The organism is Streptomyces sp. NPDC017676 (assembly GCF_044329325.1).
Taxonomy (GTDB): domain Bacteria; phylum Actinomycetota; class Actinomycetes; order Streptomycetales; family Streptomycetaceae; genus Streptomyces.
Genome location: NZ_JBIRJA010000007.1, coordinates 21,979 through 34,708, shown reverse-complemented (window position 1 = coordinate 34,708; position 12,730 = coordinate 21,979). Strand labels below are relative to the sequence as shown.

The 12,730-nt window shown below is 72.7% G+C and carries 13 protein-coding genes; 3 read left to right on the top strand and 10 right to left on the bottom strand.

What is annotated here, in order from left to right; translation table 11 throughout:
• Positions 1 to 4: 4 nt before the first annotated feature.
• The 4 genes from ACH4LD_RS16450 to ACH4LD_RS16435 all read right to left on the bottom strand — a co-directional run bounded on the left by ACH4LD_RS16450 (position 5) and on the right by ACH4LD_RS16435 (position 3,869).
• Entirely contained in the window at positions 5 to 1,033 is a 1,029-nt protein-coding gene (locus ACH4LD_RS16450) for a 6-phosphofructokinase (protein WP_398058594.1), read from the bottom strand.
• A gap of 119 nt (positions 1,034 to 1,152) precedes the next feature.
• Positions 1,153 to 1,827: a response regulator gene (locus ACH4LD_RS16445; protein ID WP_398058596.1), complete on the bottom strand. Its 675-nt coding sequence runs from the start codon at positions 1,825 to 1,827 to the stop codon at positions 1,153 to 1,155.
• On the bottom strand, positions 1,824 to 3,059 hold the full coding sequence (gene macS / locus ACH4LD_RS16440; protein WP_398058597.1) for a MacS family sensor histidine kinase: 1,236 nt from the start codon (positions 3,057 to 3,059) through the stop codon (positions 1,824 to 1,826). Before macS ends, ACH4LD_RS16445 begins: the two co-directional genes overlap by 4 nt.
• Before the next feature lie 36 nt (positions 3,060 to 3,095).
• On the bottom strand, positions 3,096 to 3,869 hold the full coding sequence (locus ACH4LD_RS16435; protein ID WP_398058620.1) for a lysophospholipid acyltransferase family protein: 774 nt from the start codon (positions 3,867 to 3,869) through the stop codon (positions 3,096 to 3,098).
• 105 nt (positions 3,870 to 3,974) lie between these two features.
• Between ACH4LD_RS16435 and ACH4LD_RS16430 the strand changes: the two genes are divergently transcribed.
• The gene (locus tag ACH4LD_RS16430; RefSeq protein ID WP_398058598.1) at positions 3,975 to 4,754 is read left to right on the top strand and encodes an alpha/beta hydrolase; all 780 of its coding nucleotides are present in this window, start codon (positions 3,975 to 3,977) and stop codon (positions 4,752 to 4,754) included.
• The gene (locus ACH4LD_RS16425) at positions 4,747 to 5,394 is read left to right on the top strand and encodes a hypothetical protein (RefSeq protein WP_398058599.1); all 648 of its coding nucleotides are present in this window, start codon (positions 4,747 to 4,749) and stop codon (positions 5,392 to 5,394) included. The genes ACH4LD_RS16430 and ACH4LD_RS16425 overlap by 8 nt, the downstream gene beginning before the upstream one ends.
• Positions 5,395 to 5,611: 217 nt before the next feature.
• On the opposite strand, the gene ACH4LD_RS16420 is transcribed toward ACH4LD_RS16425, so the two are convergent.
• From ACH4LD_RS16420 to ACH4LD_RS16395, 6 genes are all read right to left on the bottom strand, one after another.
• Positions 5,612 to 6,355, bottom strand: coding sequence for an endonuclease/exonuclease/phosphatase family protein (locus ACH4LD_RS16420; protein ID WP_398058600.1), 744 nt, complete (start codon positions 6,353 to 6,355; stop codon positions 5,612 to 5,614).
• Between the two features lie 99 nt (positions 6,356 to 6,454).
• Positions 6,455 to 7,408: an ROK family glucokinase gene (locus tag ACH4LD_RS16415; protein WP_014672213.1), complete on the bottom strand. Its 954-nt coding sequence runs from the start codon at positions 7,406 to 7,408 to the stop codon at positions 6,455 to 6,457.
• A gap of 67 nt (positions 7,409 to 7,475) precedes the next feature.
• Positions 7,476 to 7,964 (bottom strand): DUF5304 domain-containing protein, encoded by a 489-nt coding sequence (locus tag ACH4LD_RS16410; protein WP_132783845.1) that lies wholly within the window; start codon positions 7,962 to 7,964, stop codon positions 7,476 to 7,478.
• Between the two features lie 55 nt (positions 7,965 to 8,019).
• Complete coding sequence (locus ACH4LD_RS16405; RefSeq protein ID WP_398058602.1) at positions 8,020 to 9,192, bottom strand: ArsA family ATPase; 1,173 nt, start codon at positions 9,190 to 9,192, stop codon at positions 8,020 to 8,022.
• A 44-nt stretch (positions 9,193 to 9,236) separates the two neighbouring features.
• The gene (locus tag ACH4LD_RS16400) at positions 9,237 to 9,680 is read right to left on the bottom strand and encodes an SRPBCC family protein (RefSeq protein ID WP_132783843.1); all 444 of its coding nucleotides are present in this window, start codon (positions 9,678 to 9,680) and stop codon (positions 9,237 to 9,239) included.
• Positions 9,681 to 9,803: 123 nt separating this feature from the next.
• Entirely contained in the window at positions 9,804 to 10,601 is a 798-nt protein-coding gene (locus ACH4LD_RS16395) for a metallophosphoesterase (protein WP_398058603.1), read from the bottom strand.
• A gap of 307 nt (positions 10,602 to 10,908) precedes the next feature.
• On the opposite strand from ACH4LD_RS16395, the gene ACH4LD_RS16390 reads away from it, so the two are divergent.
• Complete coding sequence (locus tag ACH4LD_RS16390; protein ID WP_398058604.1) at positions 10,909 to 12,705, top strand: AMP-dependent synthetase/ligase; 1,797 nt, start codon at positions 10,909 to 10,911, stop codon at positions 12,703 to 12,705.
• Positions 12,706 to 12,730: the final 25 nt, after the last annotated feature.

Sequence of the window (12,730 nt, the reverse complement as noted above, 5' to 3'; positions counted from 1 at the left end):
GCCGTCAGCCGAAGAACACCCCGATCTCCTGGTACAGCTTCGGGTCCACCGTCTTCAGCCGGGCCGTCGCCTCGGCCAGGGGGACCCGGACGATGTCGGTGGCGCGCAGGGCGACCATCGTGCCGAAGTCGCCGTCGTGGACGCAGTCGATGGCGTGCAGACCGAAGCGGGTGGCGAGCCAGCGGTCGAAGGCGCTCGGGGTGCCGCCGCGCTGGACGTGCCCGAGGACCGTCGTACGGGCCTCCTTCCCGGTGCGCCTCTCGATCTCCTTGGCCAGCCACTCGCCCACCCCGGACAGCCGGACGTGCCCGAAGGAGTCCAGCGACCGGTCCTTGAGCACCATGTCGCCGTCCTTCGGCACGGCGCCCTCGGCGACGACCACGATCGGCGCGTACGACGCCCGGAACCGGGAGGTCACCCAGTCGCAGACCTGCTCGATGTCGAAGCGCTGCTCGGGGATGAGGATGACGTTGGCGCCGCCGGCCAGGCCGGAGTGGAGGGCGATCCAGCCGGCGTGCCGGCCCATCACCTCCACCACGAGGACCCGCATGTGGGACTCGGCGGTGGTGTGCAGCCGGTCGATGGCCTCGGTGGCGATGTTGACGGCGGTGTCGAAGCCGAAGGTGTAGTCGGTGGCCGCCAGGTCGTTGTCTATCGTCTTCGGCACTCCGACACAGGGCACCCCGTACTCGCCGGACAGCCGCGCGGCGACGCCCAGGGTGTCCTCGCCGCCGATCACGACGAGGGCCTGGACGTCCAGCTTGGCCAGGTTGTCCTTGATCCGGCGGATGCCGTCGTCGGCCTTGAGGGGGTTGGTCCGCGAGGAGCCGAGGATGGTGCCGCCGCGGGGCAGGATGCCGCGCACCGCGGGGATGTCGAGACGAACGGTGTCGCCTTCGAGGGGACCCCGCCAGCCGTCCCGGAAGCCGACGAAGTCATAGCCGTACTCCTGCACGCCCTTGCGGACGATGCCCCGGATGACGGCGTTGAGCCCGGGGCAGTCGCCGCCTCCGGTCAGTACTCCGACCCGCATGGAAATGTCCCTTCGCAGCGGTTCCCTGACACCCGGTCACGCTAATGGTGATTCAGGTCACACCGGGAGAGGCGGGAAGGGTGATTCCGGTGCACGGCCGGAAGCGGGCCGCGCCGGTCCTACTCCTCGTCGAGGCCGCGCTCGATCGCGTACCGCACCAGCTCCACCCGGTTGTGCAGCTGGAGCTTGCCGAGGGTGTTCTGCACGTGGTTCTGCACCGTGCGGTGGGAGATGACGAGGCGTTCGGCGATCTGCTTGTAGCTCAGGCCCTTCGCCACCAGCCGCAGCACCTCCGTCTCCCGGTCCGTCAGCCGGGGCGCGCCCGGCTCGTCGGCGTCCGGCGCGGGCGCGGGCTCGGCGGCCAGCCGCCGGTACTCGCCGAGGACCAGCCCGGCGAGGCCCGGCGTGAACACCGGGTCGCCGACGGCGGTACGGCGCACCGCGTCGAGCAGTTCCTCGGTGGAGGCCGACTTCAGCAGGTAGCCGGTCGCGCCGGACTTCACGGCCTCCAGCACGTCCGCGTGCTCACCGCTCGCCGAGAGGACGAGGACGCGCAACGCCGGGTTGTGGCCGACGAGTTCCTTGCACACCTGGACGCCGGGCTTGGCCGGCAGGTTGAGGTCCAGCACGAGGACGTCGGGGGCGGCGGCCTTGGCGCGGCGTACCGCCTGCTCGCCGTCGCCGGCGGTGGCGACCACCTCGAAGCCCGACTCGGCCAGGTCACGGGCGACCGCGTCACGCCACATCGGGTGGTCGTCCACCACCATGACCTTGATCGCGTCCTGCTGTGTCATCGCTGCTCCGCCCTCTTCCCCCGCGCCCGCACGGCGCCCTTCGGTACCTTCAGTTCCACTTCCGTGCCCTGTCCGGGCACGGAGACGATCTCGGCGCTGCCGCCGAGGTCGCGCAGCCGGCCCCGGATCGACTGGGCCACCCCGAGCCGGCCCTCGCCCTCGGCCTGCGCCAGCCGGCCCTCGGGGATGCCGGGGCCGTCGTCCCGGACGGTGACGACGACCTCGTCCGGCTCGTCCTCCACCAGGATCCAGGCCCGGGCCTCGGCCCCCGCGTGCAGGCGCACGTTGTCCAGGGCCGCCCCGACCGCGCCGGCCACCTCGCGGGCCGCGGCCGAGGGCAGCAGCACCGGGGCGCCGGGCTCGGCGAGGCTGACCCGGGCGCACGCGTACCGGGCGAGCAGGGAGCGCAGGTCGACCGGGCCGGCCGGGTCCTCCTCGTCCGGCTCCTCCACCGCGCGGACCACTGCGCCGGCCGCCAGGTCCTCCGAGACCCGGGACACCGGGACCAGGCCGCCCGACACCAGCGTGCGCAGCGCCACCTCCTGCTCCCCGGCCAGCCGGCCCAGTTCGGCCGCCTCGCCGCCGAGGGCCGCGCCCCGGCGCTTCACCATCGCCAGCACCTGGAGCACGCTGTCGTGGATGTCCCGGGCCAGCCGCTCCCGCTCCCGGGTGGCGGCCTCGATCTCCAGCGCGCGGGCGAGGGTGCGCTCGGAGGCACGGGCCACCTCCACCACGTAGCCGATGGCGATGGAGGCCACCCAGACGAGGATCACGTTGTGCACGGTGTCCCGGGCCGGGTGGCCGCGCTCGACCAGGTTGACGGCGGCCACGGCCGTGGAGGCGACGGCCGCCCAGCGCCAGCCGCCCTTCAGGGCGAAGGCCAGCACCGCGCCCGCCGTCCATATCGACGGCAGGGTGGGGCCGCCGCCCGCGATCCGCTCGTGGCTGTCGGCGACCGGGGTGAGCAGGATGCCGACGAGGGCGACGGTCAGGTCGGCGGCCAGGAAGCGCCGGGTGCAGCTCGCCGCGCCCGCCACCTTGGGCAGGGTGGCGAGGGTCCACACGGCCAGGACGGCGTAGTAGGCGACGGCGACCCAGGGCCGCCTGAAGTGGTCGTACGCGGTGGCGCACAGGCCGATCGCGTACAGCATGGTCAGGACGCGGTAGCCGGCGAGCGCCCGCCACAGCGGCAGCTCGACCGACATGCGCATGACGCGCTCACGCTTGGGCATCTCCCCCGGTTCCCCCCGGCTCCCCGTTGTGCCCGTCTAGGGCTCGGCCTGCTCCTTGCCGGCCTTCTCCGCCTCCTTGGCGGCCTTCGCCGCCTTCTCGGCCCTCTCCGCGTCCTTCGCCGCCTTCGCCGCCTCCGCGATCTGCCGCTTGGCGGCGGTCGCGTAGATGTCCACGTACTCCTGGCCGGAGAGCTTCATGATCTCGTACATGACCTCGTCGGTCAGCGCCCGCAGCACGAACCGGTCGTGCTCCATGCCCTGGTACCGGCTGAAGTCCAGGGGCTTGCCTATGCGGATGCCGGGCCGCATCAGCTTCGGCAGGACCTGGCCGGGCGGCTGGATCTTCTCCGTGTCGATCATGGCCACGGGGATGACGGGCGCGCCGGTGGCGAGGGCCACGCGCGCGAGGCCGCCGGGCTTGCCCCGGTACAGCCGCCCGTCGGGCGAACGGGTGCCCTCCGGGTAGATGCCGAAGAGCTCGCCGCGCTCCAGCACCTCTATGCCGCTCCTGATCGCCGCCTCACCGGCGCCCCGCGCCCCGGAGCGGTCCACCGGGAGCTGGCCGACACCCTTGAAGAAGGCGGCGGTGAGCCGGCCCTTCACACCCGGGGTGGTGAAGTACTCCGCCTTGGCGATGAAGGTGACCTTGCGGTCCAGCACCACCGGCAGGAAGAACGAGTCCGAGAAGGACAGGTGATTACTGGCCAGGATGGCCGGGCCCGTGGCCGGAACGTTCTCCAGGCCCTCCACCCATGGCCTGAAGGCGACCTTCAGCGGCCCCCCGATGGCGACCTTCATCGCGCCGTACAACACCCGTGTGCCTCCTGTTTCCGTCGAGGAGACCTTAACCCGGAGGACCGCCAATGAGCCCGACGACCCTGGTCGGTGTCAGTGCGGTCGCGTACGGTGAAGCACATGCCAGTTCTCCCCGGAGCCGAGCCGTACCGCCACGAGGGCGGTGAGGTGGGGGTTCTCCTCTGCCACGGCTTCACCGGCTCGCCCCAGTCGCTGCGCCCCTGGGCGGAGCACCACGCGGCCCACGGCCTGACCGTCTCCCTGCCGCTGCTGCCCGGCCACGGCACCCGTTGGGAGGACATGCAGCTCACCACCTGGCAGGACTGGTACGCGCAGGTGGACCGCGAACTGCGGTTGCTCGCCGAGCGCTGCTCCCGGGTGTTCGTCGCGGGTCTGTCGATGGGCGGTGCGCTGGCCCTGAGGCTCGCGGCCCGGCACGGCGAGCGGGTCGCGGGCGCGGTGGTCGTCAACCCGGCCAACAAGGTGCACGGCCTGTCGGCGTACGCCCTTCCGGTGGCCCGGCACCTGGTGCGGACGACGAAGGGCATCGCCAGCGACATCGCGAAGGAGGGCGCGGCCGAGCTGGGCTACGACCGGGTGCCGCTGCACGCGGCGCACTCCCTGCGGGTGTTCCTGCGCCGGCTGGACGGCGAGCTGCCCCAGGTCACCCAGCCGTTGCTGCTGCTGCGCAGCGCCCGGGACCATGTCGTCCCGGCGGCCGACTCGGCGCGGGTGCTGAGCCGGGTGTCGGCCACGGACGTCACGGAGATCGTGCTGGAACACAGCTACCACGTGGCGACGTTGGACAACGACGCGGACCGGATCTTCGAGGAGAGCCTCGCCTTCATCGGCCGGCTCGCACCCAGTGTCGGCAAGGAAGGGACGGCCGCAGTTGGCTGAGCACGACTCCGACCGCGAGGGCCGCGAGGGCCGCGAGGGCCGCGAGGACCGCGAGGACCGCGAGGGCCAGGGCGGTCACGAGGCCCGCGAACCGGACGGGCAGGAGGTGCCGTTCGACGAGGACGCCGCCTGGCGCGCCATCGTCGCCGGGTACGGCGACGAGCCGCCGGACCCGCCGGGAGCCCGGCCCTTCAAGCCGGTCGAGGATCTCGCGCTGCTGGAGAAGAACGCGGCGAAGGACCAGGAGGGCGAGTCCCGCGGCGACCCGGAGGACTCCGCGGACCGGCAGCCCGCCCGGCCGCTGGGCGGCTCGGTCTCCTTCGCGCCAGCTATCGGCCCACGGGACTACACGGCGCCCGAGCCGTCCGACGACGACTTCGACGAGGACGACGAGGGCCACTTCGTGCCGCCGGAGCCGCCCCCGCTGCCGACCACGGACACGACCGCCAGGTTCGCCTGGCTCGGCGTGGTCGGCGGCCCGGTCCTGCTCCTGCTGGCGGTGCTGCTCGGCTGGGACATGACCTGGTGGCTGGCGACCCTCGGCATCGGCGGCTTCCTCGGCGGCTTCGTGACGCTGGTGACGCGGATGCGGACGGACGACGAGGAGGACGACGACCCGGGGCGCGGCGCGGTGGTCTGAGCCGGTTCAGGGCGGGACCGGAGGCTCAGGCCGGGATCTGAGGCCTAGGCCGGGCCCCTCACGCCGGGACCAGAGGGCTCAGGCCAGGACCCGAGGGCTCACGCCGGGACCAGAGGGCTCACACCGGGGTCGGGAAGGCCCACACCGGGGCCGGAAGGCACACGCCGGGACCAGGGGCTCACGCCAGGACCCGAGGGCTCACGCCGCGACCCGAGGCTCAGGCCGGGATTCTGAGGGCGGCCAGGACCGGGAGGTGGTCCGTGGCCGCCCTCAGGTCCGTCTCGCGCACGCCCGGCTGGTCCAGGGGCACCCCGCAGCCCAGCACCTCGATGCCCTTGGTCGCGAAGACCGCGTCGATGCGCTGGTGGGGGTGGGCGGGCGTGGAGGTGAACTCGCCGCCCCAGGGAGCGGTCGCACGGCAGTCCTGGAGGGTTTCGGCGAGCCGGCGGAAGGTACGGCCGCCGGGGCCCTCGTTGAGGTCGCCGCCCGCGACGGCGTGCTCGGCACCGAGTGCGGCGAGGCGGTCGAGGAGCAGGCCGCCCTGCTCGTGGCGCTCGTCCGGCTGGAGCGACAGATGGCAGCTCAGCACGCCGAGGCGGGCGGCGCCGAAGCGGACCACCGCCGTGGCGAAGCCGCGCCGGTGGAGGCCGGGGGTGAGCGGCAGGAGGACGTCCTCCGTGCGCTCGACGGTGGCGCGCAGGGAGCACAGGATCGCCGGTCCCGCCGCCGTGGCGCCGCCGGTGAGGATGACCTGGCCGGAGGCCGCGGCGAGCCGCGCCAGCTTCTTGCGCCAGCGGAAGAAGCGGGGGGCCTCCTGGAGGAGGACCAGGTCGGGGGCGCAGGCGGTGATGATCCTCGCCAGAGCGTCCGTGTCGTCGCGCATCGAGCGGATGTTGTAGCTCAGGACGCGGATGACCGCGGAACCGTCGGGCTCTGTTGCGGAGTTGGGGAGCAGCGCCATGTGGATCAATGTACGCCCCATGGGCCGGGGCGCGAGGACGGTGGGCGACCGCCGGCATCGTTGCGGCTGGTCGTTCCGTTCCCCGCGCCCCTTCGGGCACTACATGATCGGGTCGGGCTCCCGGGCCAGGTCCGCCGCGCCCACCATGCCCGCCTTGTTGCCCAGCTGGGCCGCGATCACATCGGCGACCGGACGCCAGTTGCCGCCGACCAGCCAGCGCTTGTAGGACTTGCGGATGGGGTCGAGGACCAGCTCGCCCTCGTCGGACAGGCCACCGCCGACGATGAAGGCGGACGGGTCGAAGAGGGAGGCCAGGTCGGCGAGGCCGGCGCCGGCCCAGCGGGCCAGCTCGCGGTAGGAGTCGACGGCGACGGGGTCGCCCTGGCGGGCGGCCATGGAGATGTGCTTGCCCTCGATGCCCTCCGGGGTGCCGTCGCCCAGCGAGAGCAGCAGCTCGGCGTTCTCCGGGGTGGCGTTGGCGCGCTGCTTGGCGTAGCGGACCAGGGCACGGCCGGAGGCGTACTGCTCCCAGCAGCCCTGCGAGCCGCAGCCGCACAGCAGGCCGTCCGGCACCATCCGGATGTGGCCGAACTCGGCGGCCACGCCGAAGTGGCCGCGGCGCAGCTTGTTGCCGATGATGATGCCGCCGCCGAGGCCGGTGCCGAGCGTGATGCAGATGACGTTGCGGTGGCCCTTGCCCGCACCGAACTTGTACTCGCCCCAGGCGGCGGCGTTGGCGTCGTTCTCGACCACGACCGGGAGGCCGGTGCGTGCCTCGACCTTCTCCTTGAGCGGCTCGTTGCGCCAGTCGATGTTCGGCGCGAAGTACACCGTGGAGCGCTGCCGGTTGACGTAACCGGCCGCGCCGATACCCACGCCGACGATCTCGTGCCCGGCGCGCGCGCCCTCCACCGCCGAGGCGATGGCGTCCACGATGGCCTCGGGCGTGGTGGGGGTCGGCACCTTGAAGGTCGAGAGGATGTTGCCTTCCTCGTCGACCACGCCGGCCGCGATCTTCGTGCCGCCGATGTCGACGCCGATGGTGAGTCCCATGAATCCCTCAGTTTCGGTCGAGCCCCGCTACGGCCAACCGTACCCGAGGCCCTGCCGTGCGAGGGTTTCAGTCCAGGTCGATGCGTTCTCCTGGGCCGGTGCCCTCGCCCGGGTCGCGCGGGTCCTTCCGGTCCCGCGCCGGGTCGGCCGTGCCGGTGGTCCAGCGGCGCTCCTGGGCCTGGACGGCGGAGCGGTAGGCGGCGAGCAGTTCGCCGCCGGCCGCGGCCAGGTGGTCGAAGACGTCCGGGTTGCGGTCCATGACGGGCTCGACGGCGGCCTTCGCCTGCTGGACGACCTGCCGCACCACCTGCTGGGCGGCTGGTCCGGCGAGGCCGCCGAGGAGCGGTGACTGGAGGCCGGCCAGCTTGTCGGCCACCGTGTCCACGAGCTTCTTCAGTTCCTCGGCCGCCGAGCCCGGCGGCCGGCCGTACTCGGCGCGACGGCGGGCCTGCTCGGCGGCGAGGTCCTCGGCGGCGGCCGTGGCCCAGGCGTCGGCGTCGGTCGCCTTCGCCGGCTCCTCCGGGGAAGGGTCGGGTGCGGGACGCTCTTCGCTCATGGCGGCTCCTGACTCCGGTTCGCCCTTACGACGTTACCCGAACGGGCGTGCCCGTTCACCGTCCGGCGGCGGGCCACAGATCCGGGTCCGGGGCGAACCGGATGCACAGCTCGCCGTCCCGGAGTCCGGCGCCGGCGACGGTGCACCGGCGCAGGGCGGAGGGCAGGGGAACGATCCGGCGGAACGGGCCCGCGGTGATCAGGAGTTCGTCGCCGCGCCGGATGAGGTCCAGCTCGTCCCGTATCGCGCCGGGCAGCGGGAGGTGCCAGACCAGCACGCCGTCCTCGGCGAGCCGGTCGGTGACGGGCCACCCGACCGGGGTGGTCGCCGGGTTGACGCCGGGCACGGCGAGGGCGGTGAGGTCGTCCGGGCCGTGCGGGTCGTGGCCGAGGTGCGGGACGGGGTGGACGTCGTACGACTCCTGCCAGTCGGCGAGCGTCTTGCGCTGCTGGGCCAGCAGCGAGGAGAGCCAGCTGTCGGGGGCGGTCTCGGGCAGGGCGCGGTTGGCGATCAGGGACTCGGTGCGCAGGGCGCGCAGGGCGAGGCCGAGGGTGGCGGTGCGGACGGCGTCGGCGCCGGCCGGGCCGGGTTCGGCGACCAGGCGTACGGCGGTGTTCCGGTCGGTGAGGACGGCCTCGACGGCGGCCAGTTCGACGTCCCAGCGGGCCGCCGTCTCGTAGAGCCAGTCGGCGGGCATGGGGACGCCGGCGAGCCGGCCGAGGACCGGGCGCAGGGCGCGGGCGGCCTGCCGTTCGGGCGGCAGGAGGCGGCGCAGGTAGCGGCGCAGTTCCTCGGGCAGGGCGAGCAGGGCGAGGGCCTGCGGGAGGGGCGGGAGGTCGACGACGAGGAGGTCGTACCGCTCGGACAGGGCCGCGTCCCGCAGCGCGCGCAGGAAGGACAGTTCCTCCGCGCCGGGCAGCGGGGTGACCTCCTCGGCGTCCAGGCGGGCGGCGCCGAGGAGGTCGAGGACGTTCGCGGCGCGGGTCTGGAAGGCGGTGAGGTCCTGGCGGAAGCGTTCGGCGGCGTCGGGCCGCCAGGCGCTGAGGCGCGGGGCGACCTCGGTGGGGACCGGTCCTGTCGCGGTGCCCAGGGCGCTGCCGGGGGTGTCCGTGCGGTCGGCGCTCAGCAGGAGGGTGCGGTGGCCCTCGCGGGCGGCTTCGAGCGCGGTGGCGGCGGCCACGGTCGTACGACCGCTGCCGCCGGGGCCCGTGATCAGGATGGTGCGCATGACGGTGAACGGTACCGCCGTGCGCGGGGGGTGGAGGGAGGTGTCTACTTCTCCCCCGACTCGACCCTCTTCTTCAGACCCGCCAGTGCCCGGTCGATGATGACCTTCTCCGCCTTGCGCTTGATCATGCCCAGCATGGGGATCTTGACGTCGACCGTGAGCTGGTAGGTGACCTCGGTGGCGCCCGCGCCAGCCGGCTTCAGGAGGTAGGAGCCGTCGAGGGAACGCAGCATCTGGGACTTGACGAGGGTCCAGGAGACCTCGTGCTCGCCGGTCCAGGTGTAGGCGAGGGTCTGGTCGTCCTTGATGGCGCCGGCGTCCATGACGAGGCGGACCTGTTCGGCGCGGCCCCGCTCGTCCGTGGCGAGCACGTCCGCCTCTTTCACCTCACCGGTCCAGTCCGGGTAGCGCGCGAAGTCGGCGATCACCGCCATGACGTCGGCCGGAGCGGCCTCGATCGTGATGCTCGAACTGGTGTGTTCCGCCATCGCCGTGGCTCCTCCAGATGCGGGCCAAGTGGGAGAGGTTCGTGTGCGCCGGGCTGCGCACGTGTGTGCAGCGTGAAGGCTACCGCGCCGCCGGCCCGCCGCCTTCACCGCGCCCGCCGGGCCTCACCATTCGAGTGCCCAGGGCGTGCCGGTCCCGGCGAAGTGCCCCACGTTCACGCACTCGGTGGCGCCGATCCGCATCCGGCGTACCAGCGGCTGGTGCACGTGCCCGAACAGGGCGTACCGGGGCCGGGTGCGGCGGATGGCGTCCAGCAGGGCCCGGCTGCCCCGCTCGAAGCGGCGGGCCACGGTGTCGTAGACCAGTTCGGGCACCTCCGGCGGGATGTGGGTGCACAGGACGTCGACCTCGCCGACGGCCTCGATCTTCGCCGCGTACTCCTCGTCGCTGATCTCGTACGGGGTCCGCATCGGGGTGCGCAGGCCGCCGCCGACGAAGCCGAAGGTCCACCCGCCGATCTCCACCCGCTGGCCGTCGAGGACGGTGGTGCCGGGCCCGGCGTACTCCGGCCAGAGCGTCGGCATGTCGACGTTTCCGTAGGTGGCGTACGTCGGGGTGGGGAACGCGGCGAACAGCTCGGCGTACTGCTTGCGCACGGCCTTCTCGATGGCCGTGGCCCGGTCGGCGCCGATCCCGGCCCACAGCCGGGCGCCGAAGGCGCGGGCCTCCTCGAAGCGGCGGGCGGTGCGCAGTTCGACGATGCGGTCGGCGTTCTCCTTGCCGAACAGGTCGGGGAAGATCCCGCGCGCGTGGTCGGCGTAGTCGAGGAAGAGGACGAGGTCGCCGAGGCAGACCAGGGCGTCGGCACCGTCGCCGGCCCGGGCCAGGTCGCGGGCGTTGCCGTGCACGTCGCTGACCACATGGACGCGCGTCCGCCGGGAGCCGGAACGTGTGGATGCCATGGCGATCAAGCGTAGGCGTGTGCGGTCCAGGTGAACAGTGCCGGTCCGGCCTGCGGTTACTCGCCGGTCGGTTCGGCCGTGGACTACTGTGCGCGAAGGAACACCCAGGTGTGTGACGCAGCGAACATCTCGCCGGGACCCCCTGTCGTAGACGCCATACCGGCGGGTAACGTCCGGGCAGTCCAGTCGTGCTCAGGATTTCAACATGTGAATCCTCATGTTGTTCCGGAGCACTTGCCCGAGCCTTGGACCGCACCGTCGCATCGCACAACGTCGTGGCGCCGGCGCCCTATGAGGAGCAGCAGTCTTGCGCGAGTTCAGCCTTCCGGCTTTGTACGAGGTCCCCGCGGACGGGAATCTGACCGACATCGTCCGCAGAAACGCCGCGCAGCATCCCGACGTCGCCGTGATCGCCCGCAAGGTGGGGGATGCCTGGCAGGACGTGACCGCCCGGGAGTTCCTGGCCGAGGTGCGCGCCGCCGCCAAGGGTCTCATCGCCTCCGGCGTGCAGCCGGGCGACCGGGTGGGCCTGATGTCGCGGACGCGCTACGAGTGGACACTGCTGGACTTCGCGATCTGGAGCGCGGGCGCGATCACCGTGCCGGTGTACGAGACCAGCTCGCCGGAGCAGGTGCAGTGGATCCTGTCCGACTCGGGCGCCACCGCCTGCGTCGTGGAGCTCGACAACCACGTGGCGGCCGTGGAGACGGTGCGCGAGTCGCTGCCCGCGCTGAAGCACGTCTGGCAGATCGAGGCCGGGGGCGTCGCGGAGCTGGGCCGGCTCGGGCAGGACGTGTCGGACGCGACGGTGGAGGAGCGCAGCTCCCTCGCCAAGGCCGACGACCCGGCGACCATCGTCTACACCAGCGGCACGACCGGGCGTCCCAAGGGCTGTGTCCTGACCCACCGCAGCTTCTTCGCCGAGTGCGGGAACGTCGTGGAGCGGCTGCGCCCGCTGTTCCGCACCGGTGAGTGTTCCGTCCTGCTCTTCCTGCCGCTCGCGCACGTCTTCGGGCGGCTGGTGCAGGTGGCGCCGATGATGGCGCCGATCAAGCTGGGCTGCGTCCCGGACATCAAGAACCTCACCGACGAACTGGCCGCGTTCCGGCCGACGCTGATCCTCGGCGTGCCGCGGGTGTTCGAGAAGGTCTACAACTCGGCGCGGGCCAAGGCGCAGGCGGACGGCAAGGGCGCGATCTTCGACAAGGCGGCGGACACCGCGATCGCCTACAGCAAGGCGCTGGACAGCCCGTCGGGCCCGTCGTTCGGCCTGAAGCTCAAGCACAAGGTCTTCGACAAGCTGGTCTACAGCAAGCTGCGCGCGGTCCTGGGCGGGCGGGGCGAGTACGCCATCTCCGGCGGCGCCCCGCTGGGCGAGCGGCTCGGGCACTTCTTCCGGGGCATCGGCTTCACGGTGCTGGAGGGCTACGGCCTGACCGAGTCCTGCGCGGCGACCGCGTTCAACCCGTGGGACCGGCAGAAGATCGGCACGGTCGGGCAGCCGCTGCCCGGCTCGGTGGTGCGGATCGCGGACGACGGCGAGGTGCTGCTGCACGGCGAGCACCTGTTCAAGGAGTACTGGAACAACCCCGGCGCGACGGCGGAGGCGCTGGCCGACGGCTGGTTCCACACCGGGGACATCGGCACCCTCGACGAGGACGGCTATCTGCGGATCACCGGCCGGAAGAAGGAGATCATCGTCACGGCGGGCGGCAAGAACGTGGCCCCGGCGGTGATCGAGGACCGGATCCGGGCGCACGCGCTGGTCGCGGAGTGCATGGTGGTGGGCGACGGGCGGCCGTTCGTGGGCGCGCTGGTCACCATCGACGAGGAGTTCCTGGGCCGCTGGTGCGCCGAGCACGGCAAGCCGGCGGGCTCCACCGCGGCGTCGCTGAAGGACGACCCGGATCTGCTCGCGGCGGTCCAGGCGGCCGTGGACGACGGCAACGCCGCGGTGTCGAAGGCGGAGTCGGTGCGGAAGTTCCGCATCCTGCCGTCCCAGTTCACGGAGGAGTCGGGCCACCTCACCCCGTCGCTGAAGCTCAAGCGGAACGTGGTGGCGAAGGACTACTCGGACGAGATCGAGGCGATCTACGCCAAGTGAGGGGCGGCGGTCCACGCCCGGTGAG

Bases quoted from the DNA above. Each gene is read 5' to 3' on its own strand.
- ACH4LD_RS16420 (WP_398058600.1), bottom strand. From the start codon at position 6,355: ATGGCGCTGCTCCCCAACTCCGCAACAGAGCCCGACGGTTCCGCGGTC.
- ACH4LD_RS16430 (WP_398058598.1), top strand. From the start codon at position 3,975: ATGCCAGTTCTCCCCGGAGCCGAGCCGTACCGCCACGAGGGCGGTGAG.
- ACH4LD_RS16415 (WP_014672213.1), bottom strand. From the start codon at position 7,408: ATGGGACTCACCATCGGCGTCGACATCGGCGGCACGAAGATCGCGGCC.
- ACH4LD_RS16395 (WP_398058603.1), bottom strand. From the start codon at position 10,601: ATGGCATCCACACGTTCCGGCTCCCGGCGGACGCGCGTCCATGTGGTC.
- ACH4LD_RS16405 (WP_398058602.1), bottom strand. From the start codon at position 9,192: ATGCGCACCATCCTGATCACGGGCCCCGGCGGCAGCGGTCGTACGACC.
- ACH4LD_RS16445 (WP_398058596.1), bottom strand. From the start codon at position 1,827: ATGACACAGCAGGACGCGATCAAGGTCATGGTGGTGGACGACCACCCG.
- ACH4LD_RS16410 (WP_132783845.1), bottom strand. From the start codon at position 7,964: ATGAGCGAAGAGCGTCCCGCACCCGACCCTTCCCCGGAGGAGCCGGCG.
- macS (WP_398058597.1), bottom strand. From the start codon at position 3,059: ATGCCCAAGCGTGAGCGCGTCATGCGCATGTCGGTCGAGCTGCCGCTG.
- ACH4LD_RS16450 (WP_398058594.1), bottom strand. From the start codon at position 1,033: ATGCGGGTCGGAGTACTGACCGGAGGCGGCGACTGCCCCGGGCTCAAC.
- ACH4LD_RS16400 (WP_132783843.1), bottom strand. From the start codon at position 9,680: ATGGCGGAACACACCAGTTCGAGCATCACGATCGAGGCCGCTCCGGCC.